We start from the raw sequence: 18,761 nt of genomic DNA on the forward strand, positions 1-18,761 counted from the left end.
CATGACGCAAACAATATTACATGACTCCTCATGTCCGCCTGACTCTGGGTTACGGCAAAGTGTACGTCATCTTGCCCCCTACCTGCGTCGAGAGAAAAAGTTGGTTGCAGGCGGCGTGCTGGCGATGGCAATGGAAGTGCTGTTCCGCATTGCAGAGCCTTGGCCAGTGAAGTACGTCATTGATGCTTTGTCTATCTCACTGGGTGCCACTTTGGGTGGCAATGTAGCGCCAGCGACGTTGCAATTGCTGATGATTTGCGGTGGTTGTGCGGTCGTACTTGCGGGGATGCGGGCGTTGGCCAGTTTTCTGGTCACACTGTCTTTTGCGCTAACGGGGAGCCGAATTGCGACTCGCTTACGGGCAGATGTTTACCATCATGTGCAGCGCTTGAGTGTGCAATATCACCGCACCACGCCACAAGGTGATTTGGTGCAGAGGTTGGTTGCAGACATTGGGCGAGTTCAAGAAGTCGCGGTTACGGCGGGTTTGCCACTGATTGGCAACATTATGACGCTGTTGGCGATGACCGGAGTGATGTTGTGGATCGATCCGCCATTGACGCTCTGCGTGATGGGTTGTGCCGCGTTGTTTGCTCTGACGTCCAGATATTCCGCCCCAAAAATCACTACTGCTGCGCGTAAAACTCGTAAACAGGAAGGGGCGCTGGCTTCGCAGGCGCATGAGACGTTGGGAGCGATTGCTGTCGTACAGGCATATGGTTTGGAAAATGAATTGAGTAGTCGTTTTCAATCTTCGAACCAAAAATCGTTGGTGGAAGGAGTACGAGCACGACGCTTGGCGGCGGCACTGGAACGCAGTACTGACGTGTTAGTGGCACTGGCTACTGGTGCGGTGCTGTGTTTTGGCGGTTGGCAGGTGTTGCGTAGTCACATGACGCCGGGTGATTTGGTGTTGTTCCTTACCTATATGAAAACCACCATGAAACCTTTACGTGATGTTGCCAAGTACACCGGCCGTATCGCGCGTGCGACAGCTTCTGGTGAACGGGTCATGACGCTATTGAATCAACGACCTACTATCACCGATCGCCGCGGCGCTTTCCCTTGCCCTGCATCGCTACGCGGTGAGTTGCGCTTTGAGGGGGTTTGGTCAGCTTATGACGGTACGCCGATTCTGAAAGGTATCGATCTGCATATTCAACCCGGTGAACATATCGCACTGGTGGGCGGTTCTGGTGCTGGGAAATCCAGTTTGGGGTCGTTGGTATTACGTCAGCAAGATCCGACCGCAGGGCGAGTCTGCTTGGATGGTGTTCCGGTGCATGACTTTACTTACCAATCTTTGCGGTCGCGAATTGCCATTGTGCATCAAGAATCGGTGCTGTTTGCCATGAGTATTAAAGACAACATTCGTATGGGGAATTTGGCTGCCAGCGATGCTGAGATTGTTGAAGCCGCCCGTATGGCGGATGCGCTGGACTTTATTCAGGTGCAGCCTAAAGGGTTCGATACCGTATTAGGTGAGCGTGGTGAAACTTTGTCGGGTGGGCAACGGCAACGTATTGCTATCGCGCGAGCTCTGCTGCGCGATGCCAAAGTGATCATCCTCGATGAGGTGACATCGGGTCTGGATAGCCAAACCGCTCAGGCCGTATTGAGCAGTTTAGGGAAACTGACCAAGGCTCGTACCACGCTAGTTGTCACCCACGATTTTGATACGGCGATGCGCTGCGATCGTATCGTTTGGCTGGAGGAGGGTCAAATCGTCGAAATCGGCACTCGCGAAGAACTATTAGCGATACCGAGCCGATTTGCTCAATGGCAGGCGGAAGTCACACGTGTCGCTGAAGTTTCAGGAGCAATTAATGGTCATTGATCTTACGAGTCCTACTGCAATTCAGGCGGCGTTCAACAGTACGGTATTTACCCAAGCGGTGGGGAAGCCTATCGAATGCCACTATCTGCGTGTGAAACCCAATACTTCGGTTTGGGCTGAAATCAGCGGGGAATTGGGGGGGAACACCCGCGGTGGATGGGCTTATTACCACTATGATCCCGCCAAAATGCGCAAGTTCCACAAGTTGGCAACCCGTTATGGATTACCACTGTACAGCACCGAATCAGGGATATTGCTAGGTAACTTAGCGCTAGACCCGTTGTTGCATAAAGGCTGGCAGTTTATGAGTGACCCGCTTTCGCATGCGAAATGGTCACTGCTGAAATACCGCCCGGCACGCCGTATTGTGCTGCGGCAGGAGGACACCCAAGGGGCACGCTCATTAGTCAGGCTGTTGGCTGAATGGTCGCCGGCCACTGTCAGTGCATTAACTCCATTACATCAAGCGGGTGTAGGGGCAGCGTTACTTGAAGCCGATCCGATACATAATATGCTGAAACTACAGTGGCTCGATGGAAAAACTGCCGCTCGTTTACCTTCGGGTGGCTTGCAAAGTGCCTTGGAGGTTTTAACGCGATTACATGCAGTAAACATGAATATGTTGCCATTGCCTCATTACGACGCCGCGTGGTCGCACCACGTTTTGGAACAGGCTCAGATCACGTTGCAATGGTTGTTGCCCGAGCAACGTGAGTTGATCCGTACGCTGAACCAGCGGATACAGCAGGGCGTGCTGGCCTCGTTACAGCAAACGCCTTGTGTGGTGCACGGGGATTTCTCCGCCGATCAAATCATTTGGTCAGAGGATGAGCACGGGCAAGCCAAGTTGATCGACTTCGATCGTCTGGGCTATGGTCAACCCGCGATGGATGTGGGGGCATTGTTAGCTGTTGAGTTACTACAGGGGGCCGTGCAATTACCTACGTTGGCCTATCCCGCGTTACGCGCCTGGGTGGCTCATGCCTTGGTGCAGCGTGCGGCAGAACCTTACCGTTACGGTTCACCAACGTGGCAAAACGAGGTCATGACCCGGTTACAGTATGCGCAGGCGGTGCTGGAATGATCTTACCTGAAAAACTGACGGACCCAACCGGTGGTGTTTGGTTGCTGCGGCGAGCTTGGCCTCGATTTTCTCATGGTTCGTCTAAGCCGTGCTTAACTCACACCATTGTGGAAATGACGTCGTCAGATGAACTTGATCGCCGGCATGCCGCTATTTTGCATGGCGATGGAAAAGCGCAGCCGTTCACTCTCACTGCGCATCCTTATGGTGTCGATCCTGCTTTACCGACGTTAAATGAGCATTTGCAACAGGCTTATCGGCAAGACTCTTCGGCGACGGTGATTGTCCATCGTTGGGGGAAACGCGCAGTGATTCGCTCTGCACAAGGTTTCATCAAGATTGTTAAGGCGGGCAAAGCGCCAAAACTGGTGGATAAACAACGTGATGTTATCGCTCATTATGGTAGGCATGTGGTTCTGGCGGAGATCATTCACTCTGATGATAGCTCGCTAGTCACCGCGCCTTTAGCGGGGCAAACGCTGGCGCAACTGGGGGCATCATCGGCACTGTCTGATAGTGCACTGGCCGAACATTGGCAGCAATTTGGTCAAGTGATGGGGGCTTGTCATCGCGATCGGTTGTCTATCAAACCCGCTTTGCCTGAGTACGTGTTGGATGATGAATATCAGGTAGTGAGCGCTGGGTTGACGAGTATGGTGTTGTCGGAGCTACTGACACCATGCCAACTTGATAAATTGCGTCAGCAGAGTGAACAGCTGTTTCAGCAATTAAGACGTTTAACCTGCGAAAATCTTTCGGTATTGCACCGTGATTTGCATGATAAACAAGTGTTATTCACCCCTGCGGGACTCGCATTGCTGGATTTTGATACCGCTTCGTTGGGCGATCCCGCATTGGATCTAGGGAACGTGCTGGCACATTTGCGGCTACGAGCTTATCAACAAGCTTGGTTGCACCCGACGACGGAATGGCTGAGTTTTGCTCGTTTTAAACAAGCCCAACAAGCGTTTTTGAATGGTTGGTCGCCCGAAGAAGATTTAATCAGGCGTGCCCATATTTATGCCGAACTGAGCTGGATCCGCTTACTGGGCGTTTATCTATGGAGGCCTGCGTGGCAAAAAATGATCCTTAAAATTATCCGTGATATTGAACATCACAAACTTTAATACATCACCAGTTAGGTAATGGAATAATTTAATTCGAGAGGGAAAATGAAAACAATACTATCAATGTCAATGTTGTCATTATTAATGACGACGGGATCTGCACATGCGGTTAATCTTTATCAAAAGGATGGAACGACTTTTGATATTGAAGGTTCTATTCGCATTATGTTGGAAACTACCGACAAAAATGAGCCGGGAAAACAAAGTACACATTTAAAAGATGAAAGTTCGCGTATTGGCTTTGCTATCGCTCATGATTTAGGTAACGACATGAAGGGCATTGGCTATTTAGAATATGGTGTAGATACCCAAGCGGCAGAAAATAAGTTCGAATTAGAAAATCGTCTGGGCTATGTCGGGATTGAAAAGGCAAATGTGGGCGAGATTTCGGTAGGGCGTATTTTATCTCCGTTCGATGATGTCTCTGCATCAGATTACACCTACGAGTATGGGGGCGTTCTGGACTTTGGCGATGAGTATATAGGTCGCTCAACGGGGAGTTCTGATGAAGGCAAAAACGACTTTATTGGTCGTGTCTCTAAGAGTGTAAAGATCATGAGCACCGAAGTTAACGGGATCAGTGCAGGCGGTAGTTACACTCTGCAAAATGGCACTGATGTGAATGATATCGATAATGCATATACCTTGGCAGCATTTTACCGTTCGGATTTCGGAATGAAATTAGCCGCTGGCTATGGTGCTGCAGAAGGTAATGGTGCAAATGATGGCACGACTCAAGACTATAAAGGTACCACAGAGAAAATTAAGGCTCTGAAAGAGGAAATATGGGGAGTTAGCGCTGAATATGAAATTGATAAATTAAATCTTTCTTTTGCGGTTGATTATGGGCAGCTGCGTTTTAAAAATGCCAATAAGCGTTCAAAAAATGAATACAAAAAAATAAAAGGGACACCCAAGGCCAATCTTCTTGGTCTAGGGAGTAATTGGGATTGGGGAAAGGGTAATGTCTATGCTGGTTATTATCTGAAAGACGGAAATAAAGATGCAAAAGATTGGAAGGAACAACGTTATGTGGTCGGAAGTGATTATGAATTTACCAAACGGGTAGTGACGTGGGTAGAAGTGGCTCGAGAAGAGAGTGATTCCACCGTTGATGATGCGAAGGTCAACCATTTGGCTGGTGCAGGGTTGCGGGTTTATTTCTGATTTATGATAAGAAATAAAGGGGCGCGACTTGTACCGCGCCCCAGATGTTATCAACGTCTACCACCCATTCGACCTTGGAAGCGTGGCACATAGTTGCTGCGATCGAACCCGCCTTGGAAACGCTGGAGATTTTGTTGCCGCCCCTGCAATTGCCTATCGTTTTGTTGAGCGCGTTGCTGGAGTTGCTGCCGTTCCTGCAACTGCCCATTGTTTTGTTGAGCACGTTGCTGGAATTGCTGCCGTTGTTCTTGGCTGGCCTGTGGCTGAGATTGCAAGCTTTGCTGTCGTTCGGACTGGCGTTCGCTACCGCGTGAACGTGCCAACTGAGCGTTATTCACTTCTGCCGGTGGCTTGCTGCTGACGAACTTGCCGCTGGTATCCATCTTCTGCCAACCGCCATTGTTGTATTGGTAAACATTACCATCACGCCCGGCGTAAACGTGATCGGGACCGTTGACCACTCCACCGTGCGTGACCTGACCGGTTTCTTTGTTGTAATGCACATAGCCGGAACCGTGGGTGACGCCATCTTTACCGACAGTCGTAAAGCTGCCAGCTTTACCCGCACCCTGTGAGGTATTGCCGCTAACGCTTTGGCTATGAGTGGCTCGGCCGGTGTTGGTGTTCACGCTGTTGCGCTCACCACCCGCAATGGCGTTGCCAGTGTTAGGATTGTAGGCACCCGCGCCATGAGCGGCGACGGCACGTCCTGTCTGTGGGTTGAAACGGACATCGCCAGCGGCCGCGCGGGTGACGCCGGTATAGCCATTGGTGTCACGCCCGGCGTAGCCATAGCCGTGACCGCCAGTAGCGCTGTTGTAGAAACTCCCGCGCACATTGCTGCCGTAATGACCATTCCACGGGTTGCTCCAGTCGGTACGAACACCTTGTGCCACGGTGTTACCCCAGTGGTTGTAGACGTTGTAAACTGAAACACCGCCGCCCCAGTAACCGGGATGATACGGTGGATAGTAGCCATACCACGGTCCCCACCAAGGATTACTCCAAGCATTGCCCCAGATCCAACCGCTGACAAAGCCGAAGCTCCAACCAATGGCAGGGTCCCACGCGAAGCTGCTGCCATAGCCGTAAGTGGCCGGGCAACTGTACCAAACGTTGCCGACCCAAGCGTTACACGGATAACCGGTGCCGTACACCACCACGCCATTGCTGACCACGGTACCGTAATAACCCGGTGTATAACCAACGTACACGACATCGCTAGTGCTGCCATAAATCCGCACGTAAGTGACATAGTGCAACGGTGAGTCTGCCGGAATGGTGTAGATCACCGCCGGTACGGCAGTGGCGATAACCCATGGGCCACGAGAGCCAGTGGCGCTAAACCAAACGCCGTTTTTCACCGCAAAGTAACTGTGACTGTCCACTTCAATCACCGGAACATCGGTATTCCAAGCGTATTTCAGCGGCGTACCGGTAATGGGTTTGAACTTGGCGCTACCACCGTCATAGCTGACGTTCAATGATGCTTTGCTACGTGACACGCTGGCGGTTTGCGGCACCGCATTGGCGATCATCGCCTCGCGGGCTTCTGGCGTACCGGGGATCGACGCTAACACCGCACTTTTTGGACTATCGGATGGGATCTTGGCGAAATCTGCCGGCAGTTTATCCCCCGCCACGTACTGCCATGGCCCGTTAGTAGATTCTGCGCGGAACCAGCGACCAGAAACCAACACATACCAGTTATTGTTCTGTTTCGCATCGATAAATACGTCTGACGGCGTATTGCTAACATAAGACAGTTGAGTACCGGCAATGGGGATAAATTGCGGATCGCCATCAATCTGAATGAGTTCACTCTGCGTGGTCGTCACGTAGATTTCTGCCGGTTTAGTGACTTTGGTTTTCCCTTCCGGCCCGGTGACCACTTTTTTGTCTTTTACCGCAGCTTGCATGGCGTTGGTGACTTCAACTGGCACCGTCAGCTTTTGCGTCCACGGGCCGTTCAGATTGGCAGAGGTGTACCACTGATTAGCAAAATAAATATACAGCGTGCTGTCTTTCTTCAGCAGCAATGAACGGGTGTTGATCGCACGTTGTACACCGCTTTGCCCACTGGCTTGCCAAGCTGGCTCACCGTCGATCAGCACCAGTGTGGCGGGTTGGAACGCGAAGATGATTTTCGGTGGCGCATTGCTGACTTTTACATTTTGCTGCGGTGCGTTGTCTTGGATTGCCAGATCGGACTCCAATTGATCGAGACTGACCTGCAAGGTTTTTTGCGGAGCTTGCTGTAAAAGATCTAGATAATGCTGTTGATTGCTGGTATCGGTCGGGAAATTGACCTTATCGATCTTGATATTACTCAGCGTGACTAAACGCTGTTCTTTGTCTGTTTCGCTACGTGCGCTGAACCAAGCGACGCCGTAGCTGATCTTATCCTGCTTCTTACCGTCGGCATCGGTCACCGTACCGGTTTTCACCGCCACCACCATCCGGCCTTTGAGTTGATCACCTTGCCAGCTATCTAGCTGGGGTTGGTGCAACATCATTTCGGTGCCGGAAAGCGTCAGACTGTGTGGCCAAGGGGCAATAGTGGTTGGTGCTGGAGTATCCGCTGCCCATAACGTGGTACTGCACAGTAACGTGCAGAGAAAAACCATTCGGGAAAAGTAACGCATAACGTCCATAAGCGCCTCAAAAGTGGTCAATAAAACACGAGTGGGATATTTACTCTATTAAATTACTGTAATCGTTTTTTCTGAATTTGCATGGCGCGATGCGTGCGGAAAAGATGAGGTCAGGCTGCCCAAGCGCAGGCAACCCGATGAATCAAGGTTATGAGGCCAAAGATTTTGCTGCAACGAGCCCAGCGCTTGGGCGAGCCGCATCACGCACGAAAGGCAGATGATCGCAGGCGTGCTGGCGTGTTGAGCGGATAAAGGCTTCGGTCACGGCTTGGCGTTGTTCCCCGTCACGAACGGCAGCGTACAAGCGGCTCCATAAGCCATCACCAAGGGTTTTTGTTACAACTAATCCCTGACGCTCAAAGCTTTCTACTACCCAGTGTGGCAGGGCGGCGATCCCCATGCGTGCCGATACCATTTGGATCAGCAACAGTGTGTTATCGACATTTTTCAGCGTTGGGTTAATTCCCGCAGGTTGTAGAAAATGGCGCCAAATATCCAGCCGTTGGCGCTGCACCGGGTAAATCATGAGTGTCTCGTCACTGAGATCTTCCGGCGTGATATGCGGTTTATTCGCCAGTGGGTGATCCGGAGCCAATATCAACCGCACTTCAAAATCAAACATCGGTGAATAGTGCAAACCGCTGCGCGGCAGGATGTCGGAGGTCAACACGATGTCCAACTCACCTTGCTGCAAGGCGGGTTGCGGATCAAAAGTCACACCGGATTTGAAATCCATCACCACCTGCGGCCAGCTCTGACGGAAGTTGTCTAGCGCTGGGGTCAACCATTGAATGCAGCTATGACATTCGATGGCGATACGCAACGTGGTTTGATGCGGCTCATGGCAAGCCTGTAGCGCTTGTTGGATCTGTGGCAGCACCTGCTCTGCCAACTGTAATAGGATCTCACCTTGCGGGGTAAAGCGCAGCGGCTGACTCTTGCGAACGAACAGTTTAAAGCCCAACCGTTGCTCCAAGTCGCTGAATTGGTGCGAAAGAGCCGATTGAGTCTGGTGCAGTTGTGCCGCCGCCGCTGCCAGCGAACCGGTATTTCGCAGTGCTTGTAGCGTCCGTAAGTGTTTCAGTTCGATCATGAGAGTCCTTCACAGTGACAGTGAAAATGTTGCGCTTGTGAAACATACAGTACCTGCGGATTATAGATGTGTAAACATCTGGACGGCTAAATGGGGAAATATGACGATGGCAATTTTAAATCACACACTGGGTTTTCCACGCGTTGGTCTGCGCCGCGAATTGAAAAAAGCGCAAGAAAGCTACTGGGCAGGTAATTCAACGCAGGAAGAACTGCTGGCGGTTGGCCGTGAGCTGCGTGCTCGCCACTGGCAACAACAACAGCAAGCCGGGGTGGATCTGCTGCCAGTCGGCGATTTCGCTTGGTACGATCATGTCCTGACCACCAGCCTGTTGCTGGGGAACGTACCGGCACGTCATCAAAACCAAGATGGCACCATCGATCTGGACACTTTATTCCGCATCGGTCGTGGCCGGGCACCGACTGGTGAGCCAGCGGCGGCGGCAGAAATGACCAAATGGTTTAACACCAACTACCACTACATGGTGCCGGAATTCCACAAGGGTCAGCAGTTTAAACTCGGTTGGACGCAACTGCTGGACGAAGTCGACGAAGCGCTGGCACTCGGTCATAAAATCAAACCAGTACTGCTGGGGCCGGTGACTTATCTGTGGCTGGGCAAAGTGAAGGGTGAACAGTTCGATCGTCTCTCTTTACTGAACGATATTTTACCGGTGTATCAGCAAGTGCTGGCCGAGCTAGCGAAACGCGGCATCGAATGGGTACAAATTGATGAGCCCGCTCTGGTGCTTGAGTTGCCGCAACAGTGGCTGAATGCCTTTAAACCGGCTTACGACGCGCTGCAAGGGCAAGTAAAACTGTTATTGACCACTTACTTCGATAGCGTAGGGCATAACCTCGAGACGATCCGCGCACTGCCAGTACAAGGGCTGCATGTGGATCTGGTGGCGGGTCACGACGACGTTGCTGCGTTGAATCAGGCATTGCCGAAAGAGTGGTTGTTGTCACTGGGAGTGATCAACGGTCGTAACGTCTGGCGCGCCGATCTGAGTCGTTGGTTCGAACGTCTGCAACCGCTGCTGGGTAGCCGTAACCTGTGGATTGGGACTTCCTGTTCGTTGCTGCATAGCCCGATCGATCTGAGCGTAGAAACCCGTTTGGACGAAGAGGTGAAAAGCTGGTTCGCTTTCGCTCTGCAAAAATGCGCCGAACTAGCGTTGCTGAGCGCTGCACTCAACGCACCAGGCAGCAAGCAAGCCGAGTTGGATGCTTACAGTGCACCAATCCGTGCTCGTCGCCAATCAAATCGAGTGCATAACGTGCAGGTGGAAAAACGTCTGGCGGCGATTACCGCGCAAGACAGTGAACGCCAGCGTCCTTACGTTGAACGTGCGGCAGCGCAGCGCGATCGTTTCAACTTGCCTGCTTGGCCGACCACCACCATTGGTTCTTTCCCGCAAACCACCGAAATCCGTGGCCTGCGTTTGGACTTCAAACAAGGTCGTCTGGACGGCAATAACTACCGTACCAGCATCAGTGAACACATCAAACAGGCGATTGTCGAGCAGGAACGCTTGGGGTTGGATGTGTTGGTACACGGTGAAGCCGAACGTAACGACATGGTGGAATACTTTGGCGAAAACCTGGATGGTTTCGTGTTCACCCAAAACGGTTGGGTACAGAGCTACGGTTCCCGTTGTGTGAAACCCCCGGTGATTATCGGTGATATCAGCCGTCCGGAAGCGATTACCGTCGAATGGGCGAAGTACGCACAATCGCTGACCGACAAACCAGTCAAAGGCATGTTGACTGGTCCGGTGACGATTCTTTGCTGGTCATTCCCGCGTGAAGACGTGACCCGTGAAGTGATCGCCAAGCAAATTGCACTGGCGCTGCGTGACGAAGTGGAAGATCTGGAAAAAGCCGGTATCGGCATCATCCAAATCGATGAACCGGCGCTGCGCGAGGGTTTGCCACTGCGCCAGTCCGACTGGGCGGCTTACCTGAATTGGGCTGTTGACGCGTTTAAACTGAATGCCGCTGTGGCGCAGGATGACACACAGATCCACACCCACATGTGTTACTGCGAATTCAACGACATCATGGATTCTATCGCTGCGTTGGATGCCGATGTGATCACCATCGAAACTTCACGTTCTGATATGGATCTGCTCGAAGCGTTCAAAGAGTTTGAATACCCGAATGAAATCGGCCCCGGGGTGTACGATATTCACTCACCAAACGTACCCAGTGTGGAGTGGATCGAAGCGTTGCTGCGTAAAGCGGCGCAGAACATCCCGGCTGAGCGCTTGTGGGTGAACCCGGACTGCGGCCTAAAAACCCGTGGCTGGCCAGAAACCCGTCAGTCACTGGCGAACATGGTGTTGGCGGCACAGCGGTTGCGTGAGCAAGTGTAATTCACAGCGGATTGATAGGATGATGGGGTGCTTCGGCACCCTTTTTTATTACGGCTTGGCAGAGGATTGCGGTCATTATATTTTTCGTATATGTTACGTTATAACATATCTTGATTTATAAGGTTATCCTCTGGTGCCCGTTCAAACGCCTGACGCCGCTTTCTTGCAGTTAGATCGATTGTCGCTAACTACTGTTAGCGGCAAACCACTGCTATCCAATATTGATCTGAGCCTACAACCCGCGGAGTGTCTGGCGATTATTGGTCCCAATGGTAGCGGCAAATCCACGTTATTACGCACGCTAACCGGTGAACTCAAACCTACGTCTGGTGAAATCCGGTTTGAGGGGCGCAACTTATCGCAACTCAGCCGTTTGCAGCGCGCAAAGGCCATCGCTTTGCTGGCGCAAAATGATAATGAACATCCCCATCTCACCGTAGGTGAATACGTCGAATTAGGTCGGTTGCCTTATCACTGTGAGGATTGTGCGTCGCGCCATCGGCAGATTATCAGTCAGGCGATAACAGAAACCGGTTTGCAGCCACTGCAACACCGTAGGCTCGGGGAACTTTCGGGAGGCGAACGGCAACGGGCGGCACTGGCTCGTGCTTTCGCACAAACGCCACGACTGTTGCTGTTGGATGAGCCCACTAACCATCTTGATCCCTTGGCGCGTGCCAGTTTGTTGGCGTGGGTAAAGCGTAAAGGTATTGCGGTGATTGCCGTGCTGCACGATCTGGCATTGGTCGCGCCTTTTGCTGATCGGGTGGCGGTGATTGAACAGGGTCGTTTGGTGCGATGCGACATCCCAGCACGGGCACTAGCCGCAGATTGTATTCAGGCGGTGTTTGGTTTGGATAGCTTCGTCATTCCCCATCCGCAAACCGGTAAGCCGTTACATATTTTTGAAGCGCCGCAGTGTGCAGGATGAGATCTCGATGAAAAATATAGGGTTAATCAGCCTATTGTGGTGGTTATTACAACCGGCGCTGGCTTCTGGCTTTCCTGTCACCGTGGACAGTTGTGGTGAGCCACTGACGTTTAACGCACCGCCGCAACGGGCAGTGATCAACGATTTGAATATGGCTGAGATGGCGTTCGCGTTAGGACTACAACCGCAAATCGTTGGCTTGACCGGTATTTCTGGTTGGTACAAATCTACCCCTGAATTCCAACGTCAACAGGGCGATATTCCTGAGTTGGCACCCAAATATCCTTCATTGGAAATCCTGTTGGCGGTTGACCCAGATTTCTTCTTTGCTGGTTGGAATTACGGCATGAAAATCGGCGGCGACGTTACGCCAAAGTCGTTGGCAAAGTATGGCGTCAAAACCTTGGTATTAAGCGAAAGCTGCATCTGGACTCAACAATCCCGGTCACGCGCCACGATGGCGCTGCTGTACGACGATATGTTGAAACTGGGCAAAATCTTTGGTCGAGAATCTCAAGCCGTTCAATTGGTCAATCAATGGAAACAACGGCTGACTGCATTGCAGCGGCGTATCGGGCAGCAATCAGTGCAAAAAGTTTTTGTTTATGACTCTGGCGAGGACAAACCCTTCACCAGCGGTAAATATGCGATGCCAACGGCATTGATTGAAGCTGCTGGTGGCAAAAACGTGATGGATACGCTGGCGGCCAGTTGGGTAACGACGTCGTGGGAAGAAGTGGCGACTCAGCAACCGGATTTGATTGTGTTGTTGGACTATCAACAGGCTGGCGGCGCAGACAAGTCTCAGCAATTTCTCTCCACGCATCCGTTAATGAAGCATACCCCTGCAGTACGTCATCAACGTTATTTACGCCTGCAATACGCGGAGTTGACACCTGGGCCAGCCAATATTGCGGCGATAGAGAAATTGGCACACACGCTGTACCCGGAGGCGTTTCGTTGATCGCTGATAGATGGCGCTATTTCGCGATCGCGCTGCTGTTATTAGTGATATTGGCGGTTCTGATGTTGGTCGGTATCGCCGTCGGCACGACGGTGTTGCCGCAGACTCAACTGTTAGCTGCATTGGGGTTGAATGACCAACCAGTATCACCGATGGTTACCAGGATCGTGATTGAGCTGCGTATTCCGCGCGTGTTGTTGGCGGCATTGACCGGTGCTGGTTTAGCGATGGTGGGAGCATTACTGCAAACCGCCACGCGTAATGAATTGGCAGATCCCTTTCTGTTTGGCTTGTCTTCCGGCGCTTCGGCTGGCGCGGTCGCAGTGATGACACGTTTAGGCGATCGGTTAGGTCACTGGACCTTACCCATTTCTGCATTCGCTGGTGGCTTGGTGTCTGCCGTGGCGGTGATGTTGTTACTGCGATTACAGCAGAATAAAGGGGCAGATCGCATAGTTATCAGCGGGTTGGCGATTTCATTTTTGTTTGGTGCGTTGACTAATTATCTGGTTTTCACTGGCGACCAGCGTGCGGCGAGCGCCGTTCTGTTTTGGTCGTTAGGCGGCCTTGGATTGGCGAGTTGGGATAACCTTTGGCTAGCGGTCGCAGCCAATCTGTTGTTGGGGGGATTTATCTGTTTTCGTTGGCGAGCACTGGATGCTTTGCTGAGTGGGGAGCAGACCGCCAGTTCGCTGGGCGTTAACCTGACCCAGCTACGCAGTGAGGTTTTTCTTTGTTGCGCGTTAGCCACCTCGGCGTTGGTGGCATTAACCGGGGTGATTGGTTTTGTCGGCCTGATGGTGCCGCATTTGGCTCGTCCATTGTGTGGCGTGCGCCATCGCTCGTTGCTGCCGCTGGTCGCCATTATTGGCGCACTATTGCTGACTGCCGGTGATTTGCTCAGCCGTACTTTAATGGCGCCACAGGAATTACCGATTGGTGTGATCACCGCTGGGCTGGGGGGCATTTTTGTATTGATGATCCTGTTTAAGCGTTGATCGTTACGTATGCGTTTTTGTTGTCTTGCTCGTACTTTTTCATTATTGCAATCCGTTATTATCAGTCGTTATCCCTCTAATTACAGGAGAACGTTATCGATGAAACACCCGTTAGTTACGGTGGTCACGCCGTTACTTGAGGATGCGCAGGGGATTCGGCAGGTTTATTTTGCCGGTAACCAGCATCCCGCTCCCGAGTTAGCTTATCAGGTGAATTTTCCACGTATCGAACTGGTGATCGCCGGGGAGCAGAATATGGCGTGGGAAGGGAGCCAGGGCGCAGTTCAACAGCAGTTATTGCTACCCGGCGATGTGCTGTTTGTACCGGCAAAAGGCTGGAATAACCCACGTTGGCAGCGTCCTGTCACGACGCTGAGTTTGTTGTTTGGCAAACAGCAATTAGGCTACAGCCTACTGAAATGGGACGGTGAGAATACCGTGCCACAAGGCAAAGATAATGTGGCGCGCCGTGGGCCGCGAGTCGGTTCGTTTATGTTGCAAGCGCTGAATGAGTTGGCGTGGCATCAGACCGATCAAACCACCGCGCGTTTATTGGTGAAAGGACTAATCAGCCATGCGCTCGATCTGTTTGGATCTTCGGTGCAAACGGCTTCCCGTAGTCAGGCACTGTTTGGTGCGGTGCGGGATTATCTGGAAGAACATTATCGCGAACCACTGACTCGCGAATCGGTAGCGAAGGCGTTTTATATCTCCCCTAATTATCTTTCCCATTTATTTCAAAAGGCGGGAAGTGTGGGATTTAATGAATACTTGAATCACGTCCGGTTGGAACAGGCTAAACATTTACTCAAACGCTACGACATGAAAGTGAAAGAAGTGGCGCACGCCTGTGGTTTTGTTGACAGTAACTATTTCTGCCGCATTTTCCGTAAAAACACCGAACGCTCACCGTCGGAATATCGCGGACAGTACCGCAGCGAACTAACAGAAAAAAAGTAGGTTAAAGCACCCGAATCAGGGTGTCTTGTGGTGAGGCCGCTGCTTTACGCACGGCGCTGAGTGCTTTTTCCGGTTGACTTAAGAAGGTGTTGATACGCATTTGTACGCAGCGGTGATGGTCAAACCGTTCACTGTTTTCCAACTGAATATCGGTGATTAATAGCACCACATCAGCCTGCGCCAGATCCTCTGCGGTTAGCAGGTTATCGATCCCCAATGCCCCTTGGGTTTCCACCTTTAACGGCCATTTTTCTCGTTCGCACAGTTTTTCCAACCGTTCGGCGGCCATATAGGTGTGGGCGACGCCGCTTACGCAGGCAGTAACTGCGACCAATTTTATCGTCATACCTGCTCCTATGGATTAACCACCGATCACGACCCGATAACCTGCCGCTTCTGCCATTGTACGTAATGGGGCGATCTGCTGTTCGCTTGGCGCTACCACATCACGCAGGCTGTATTCTCGCCCCAACAACTGATACTTCGCTTCACCGTATTGATGAAAAGGTAGCAGATGGATTTCTTTTAGCGCGAACGGCGCGAGAAAAGCCAAAACCTGCGCCACGTTTTCCGTACTCAAGGTAAAACCGGGAATCAAGGGTAAACGCGGGATAAGGTGAATGCCACGTTGCACCAGAGCAGCAAAGTTCGCTAACACGCGCGGCTGGTGGATATTGAGTATCTGCTTTGCTTTAGCCTCGTCCATGATTTTCAAATCAAACAGAACCTGATCGCAATGCTCCGCTAAGGAGAGTAATGCATTCAGCGGTGCGTCTCCGGCGGTTTCGATTGCAGTGTTAATCCCTAACGCTTGCAAGCGTTGCAGCAGTTGGCTGGCGAACTCGGCTTGCATTAACACTTCACCACCAGACAGTGTCACGCCGCCGCCAGAGGTGCGATAAAACACCTCATCTTTCAGGATTTGCTGTACTAAATCGTCGAGAGAAATGCTTTGTCCGATATGTTCCATCGCGCCGCTAGGGCACTCTTGCGCATCATTCAAACAAGGTTGGCAGCGCAGGCATTTCGCCTTGCGACGCACGCGGTGGATCTTACCCGACATCGATTCTGGGTTGGCGCACCACGGGCAGGTGTGCGGGCAGCCTTTGAAGAACACCACGCTGCGAATGCCTTGGCCGTCATTCAACGAATAGCGCTGAATATTGAAAATACGGCCACGCAGTTCGGTGGCTGTAGCCCGGGCGAACCCGGGCGCAATAAGATTACAGTTGATGCGCTGTACGGCGGATGATGTCATCTTGAATCTCCTTCGACAGCTCAACGAAGAACGCACTGTAACCCGCCACGCGCACCACTAAACCGGCGAAATCTTGCGGACGTGCTTGAGCTTCGCGCAACGTATCGGCATTCACCACGTTGAACTGCACGTGCTGTAGTTTCAGTTTGGTAAAGGCACCGAGGAAATCCGCCAACTTATTCAGCCCTTGCTGACCCTCCAAGGTACTCGGCGTGAATTTGACGTTCAGCAAAGTTCCATTGGAAAGCAGATAGTTATCCAACTTACTGACTGATTTCAGTACCGCCGTTGGTCCTTGCGCATCCTGACCTAACATCGGCGACAGACCACCGTCCGCGAGTTGCTCACCGGCATAGCGTCCGTCTGGCGTTGCGCCGACCACCGCGCCCAAAGGCACATGGGCAGACACGGTGTACGACCCCGGCGTAAACTGCCCGCCACGTGGGTTACGGTATTGCTCAACCTCTTTGCAGTAGAATCGCAGCAGATCGGCGCTGATCAGATCCACTTCGTCGATGTCGTTACCATATTTGTCGAAACGGTTGATCAAGCGCGCGCGGATCTTTTCTCCTTCCGGTGTGGCAAAGTTGCTTTTCAGCGTTGCCAGCAGCTGATCGAAAGTTAATCTTTGCTGATCAAACACTAATCCTTTCAACGCATACAGCGAATCGCTCAGGTTGGCGATGCCGATACCTTGTACGCCAGAGAAGTTATAACGTGCGCCACCTTCGGTGATGTCTTTGCCGTTTTGCAGGCAATCATCGATAAACGATGACAGCAATGGCACTGGAGCCCAGTCGCGATGACCGATATCGCAGATATTGCTGCCTTGCGCCATCAACTTGACGTAGTGGCGGATTTTCTCGCGAATATGCTCTAACAACTGTGGGTAAGTCAGAGCAGTGTTGCCTTCGTTTTCCAGTAACGTCAATTCCATCACTTTCAACAGGTTGAACATCGCGATGTCGTGCAAACCGTAAGTTTTGCCGGGGATCGACAGTTCGACACAACCCACCACCGAATAATCGCGTGCATCTTCCAGTGAAACGCCACGATTAAGGAATGCCGGCACCACCACTTCATCGTTGAAAATCTGTGGAATGCCGGTGCCTAAACGAATGGTTTCGGCGGTTTTTAACAGGAACGGGCGATCGATAAATTCGTTTACCCGCACACCCAAATTGGGTTGCGGTAGACGGATATTCTGATAGGCGTCCAAACACAAGAACGACAGCACGTTAACGGCACTGCGCCCGGTTTCGGTCAGGCCACCAAGCAAAATGGTGTAACCGGTGGGGAAACCAGCAAAGTAACGGGCGCTGGAGGTGGAGCGCAGCAGCACGATGTCGTTGCATTTCACCCACAAGCATTCCAGCAATTCGCGCAGGAAAGCGGGATCTTGCCCTTGATTCAGTGAGGCTTGATAGAACGGCAACATGTACTGATCGAAACGCCCTAACGACAGCGAGCTGGCGTTGGATTCATATTGCAAAATGATGTTCATGTACCAGAACAACTGGCAGGCTTGGTAGAAATCTTGTGGTTTGCCGTGAGCTATTTGTTCGGAAACTTGGGCGAGATTCAGCAACTCCTGACGGCGAGTGTGATCGCTACATTCATCGGCCATGGTACGCGCCAGCAGCGCATAACGTAGGATGTGACGCTGCGAAGCCAGCAACAGCAGCAGAGCGGCCTGATAAAATGCGTTATCGGGTTGTTGAGCCACATGCTGTTGTAACTCGTTGATTAATTCATCCAAACCGTTATTCAGCAGGCGTGGGTAATCAATAATGATATGCCCTTGGCCTTTATCGGTTTGGTTAACGCTAAAAATCTGAGTTTGCGTCGCGGTTTTAACTTCCTCTGACATCTGACCGTTAATGAAATCCTTCATCGAACGCTGTTCCCAGTACGGGTAAAGCTGCTCGCGGTAGATCTGTTTGTCAGCGTCGGAGATGTTAAAGCGATCTTGCGGACGGGTTGAAAAGACATCCAGCTCTTTCAGCAGCCAGTAAGGATCCATCTCCGGCGACATGATACCGGCGCGAGGTTTCACCGTGCGGTTACCGGCGATCAGCTCATCTTCACGAATGCTAATTTCAACCTGATCGAGAATGTGTGCGGTTGCTTTCGCCCGGCGGATGATGGTTGGCTCACCTTCGGTTTGCCGATGGCTGGCGGTGTACAGCAACGCGCGCTCCAATGAAATTTCACGCGGGGCGGAAAATAAAGCGGTTTTTAGGCGTTCAATGCGGGAAGTCATCACCTCTCCTTGTAGGGTCGAAAACAGAAAAGAATTCCGGTGTTGCCA

General features: G+C 51.9%; 14 protein-coding genes. 9 read left to right on the forward strand and 5 right to left on the reverse strand.

What is annotated here, in order from left to right; genetic code table 11:
- Position 1 precedes the first annotated feature (1 nt).
- The 4 genes from AC3ISQ_RS00960 to AC3ISQ_RS00975 are packed head-to-tail and all read left to right on the forward strand — an operon-like array spanning position 2 to position 5,215.
- Entirely contained in the window at positions 2-1,837 is a 1,836-nt protein-coding gene (locus AC3ISQ_RS00960) for an ABC transporter ATP-binding protein (RefSeq protein ID WP_489350139.1), read from the forward strand.
- On the forward strand, positions 1,827-2,921 hold the full coding sequence (locus tag AC3ISQ_RS00965) for an aminoglycoside phosphotransferase family protein (protein WP_489350140.1): 1,095 nt from the start codon (positions 1,827-1,829) through the stop codon (positions 2,919-2,921). Before AC3ISQ_RS00960 ends, AC3ISQ_RS00965 begins: the two co-directional genes overlap by 11 nt.
- Positions 2,918-4,048 (forward strand): phosphotransferase family protein, encoded by a 1,131-nt coding sequence (locus tag AC3ISQ_RS00970; RefSeq protein ID WP_489350141.1) that lies wholly within the window; start codon positions 2,918-2,920, stop codon positions 4,046-4,048. Before AC3ISQ_RS00965 ends, AC3ISQ_RS00970 begins: the two co-directional genes overlap by 4 nt.
- Positions 4,049-4,093: 45 nt before the next feature.
- On the forward strand, positions 4,094-5,215 hold the full coding sequence (locus AC3ISQ_RS00975) for a porin (protein WP_489350142.1): 1,122 nt from the start codon (positions 4,094-4,096) through the stop codon (positions 5,213-5,215).
- 50 nt (positions 5,216-5,265) lie between these two features.
- Here AC3ISQ_RS00975 and AC3ISQ_RS00980 read toward each other — a convergent pair whose 3' ends face one another.
- Positions 5,266-7,860: a hypothetical protein gene (locus AC3ISQ_RS00980; protein ID WP_489350143.1), complete on the reverse strand. Its 2,595-nt coding sequence runs from the start codon at positions 7,858-7,860 to the stop codon at positions 5,266-5,268.
- A gap of 157 nt (positions 7,861-8,017) precedes the next feature.
- Positions 8,018-8,962 (reverse strand): HTH-type transcriptional regulator MetR, encoded by a 945-nt coding sequence (gene metR / locus AC3ISQ_RS00985; protein ID WP_489350144.1) that lies wholly within the window; start codon positions 8,960-8,962, stop codon positions 8,018-8,020.
- A gap of 106 nt (positions 8,963-9,068) precedes the next feature.
- Here metR and metE point away from each other — a divergent pair, with 106 nt between their 5' ends.
- The 5 genes from metE to AC3ISQ_RS01010 all read left to right on the forward strand — a co-directional run bounded on the left by metE (position 9,069) and on the right by AC3ISQ_RS01010 (position 15,192).
- Positions 9,069-11,339 carry a 5-methyltetrahydropteroyltriglutamate--homocysteine S-methyltransferase gene (metE, locus tag AC3ISQ_RS00990; RefSeq protein WP_489350145.1) on the forward strand — a complete coding sequence of 757 codons (2,271 nt, stop codon included), beginning with the start codon at positions 9,069-9,071 and terminating at the stop codon, positions 11,337-11,339.
- A gap of 133 nt (positions 11,340-11,472) precedes the next feature.
- Positions 11,473-12,270, forward strand: a complete 798-nt coding sequence (locus AC3ISQ_RS00995) for an ABC transporter ATP-binding protein (protein ID WP_489350146.1) — start codon at positions 11,473-11,475, stop codon at positions 12,268-12,270.
- A 7-nt stretch (positions 12,271-12,277) separates the two neighbouring features.
- Positions 12,278-13,234, forward strand: a complete 957-nt coding sequence (locus tag AC3ISQ_RS01000; protein ID WP_489350147.1) for an ABC transporter substrate-binding protein — start codon at positions 12,278-12,280, stop codon at positions 13,232-13,234.
- Complete coding sequence (locus tag AC3ISQ_RS01005; protein ID WP_489350148.1) at positions 13,231-14,232, forward strand: FecCD family ABC transporter permease; 1,002 nt, start codon at positions 13,231-13,233, stop codon at positions 14,230-14,232. The genes AC3ISQ_RS01000 and AC3ISQ_RS01005 overlap by 4 nt, the downstream gene beginning before the upstream one ends.
- A 99-nt stretch (positions 14,233-14,331) precedes the next feature.
- Complete coding sequence (locus AC3ISQ_RS01010) at positions 14,332-15,192, forward strand: AraC family transcriptional regulator (protein WP_489350149.1); 861 nt, start codon at positions 14,332-14,334, stop codon at positions 15,190-15,192.
- A 1-nt stretch (position 15,193) separates the two neighbouring features.
- On the opposite strand, the gene AC3ISQ_RS01015 is transcribed toward AC3ISQ_RS01010, so the two are convergent.
- The 3 genes from AC3ISQ_RS01015 to AC3ISQ_RS01025 are packed head-to-tail and all read right to left on the reverse strand — an operon-like array spanning position 15,194 to position 18,713.
- The gene (locus AC3ISQ_RS01015; RefSeq protein ID WP_489350150.1) at positions 15,194-15,538 is read right to left on the reverse strand and encodes a PTS fructose-like transporter subunit IIB; all 345 of its coding nucleotides are present in this window, start codon (positions 15,536-15,538) and stop codon (positions 15,194-15,196) included.
- A 15-nt stretch (positions 15,539-15,553) separates the two neighbouring features.
- Complete coding sequence (locus tag AC3ISQ_RS01020) at positions 15,554-16,450, reverse strand: [formate-C-acetyltransferase]-activating enzyme (RefSeq protein ID WP_489350151.1); 897 nt, start codon at positions 16,448-16,450, stop codon at positions 15,554-15,556.
- Complete coding sequence (locus AC3ISQ_RS01025) at positions 16,416-18,713, reverse strand: formate C-acetyltransferase (RefSeq protein WP_489350152.1); 2,298 nt, start codon at positions 18,711-18,713, stop codon at positions 16,416-16,418. Before AC3ISQ_RS01025 ends, AC3ISQ_RS01020 begins: the two co-directional genes overlap by 35 nt.
- Positions 18,714-18,761 lie beyond the last annotated feature (48 nt).

The sequence above is a fragment of the Serratia sp. KH_031 genome (assembly GCF_057839655.1).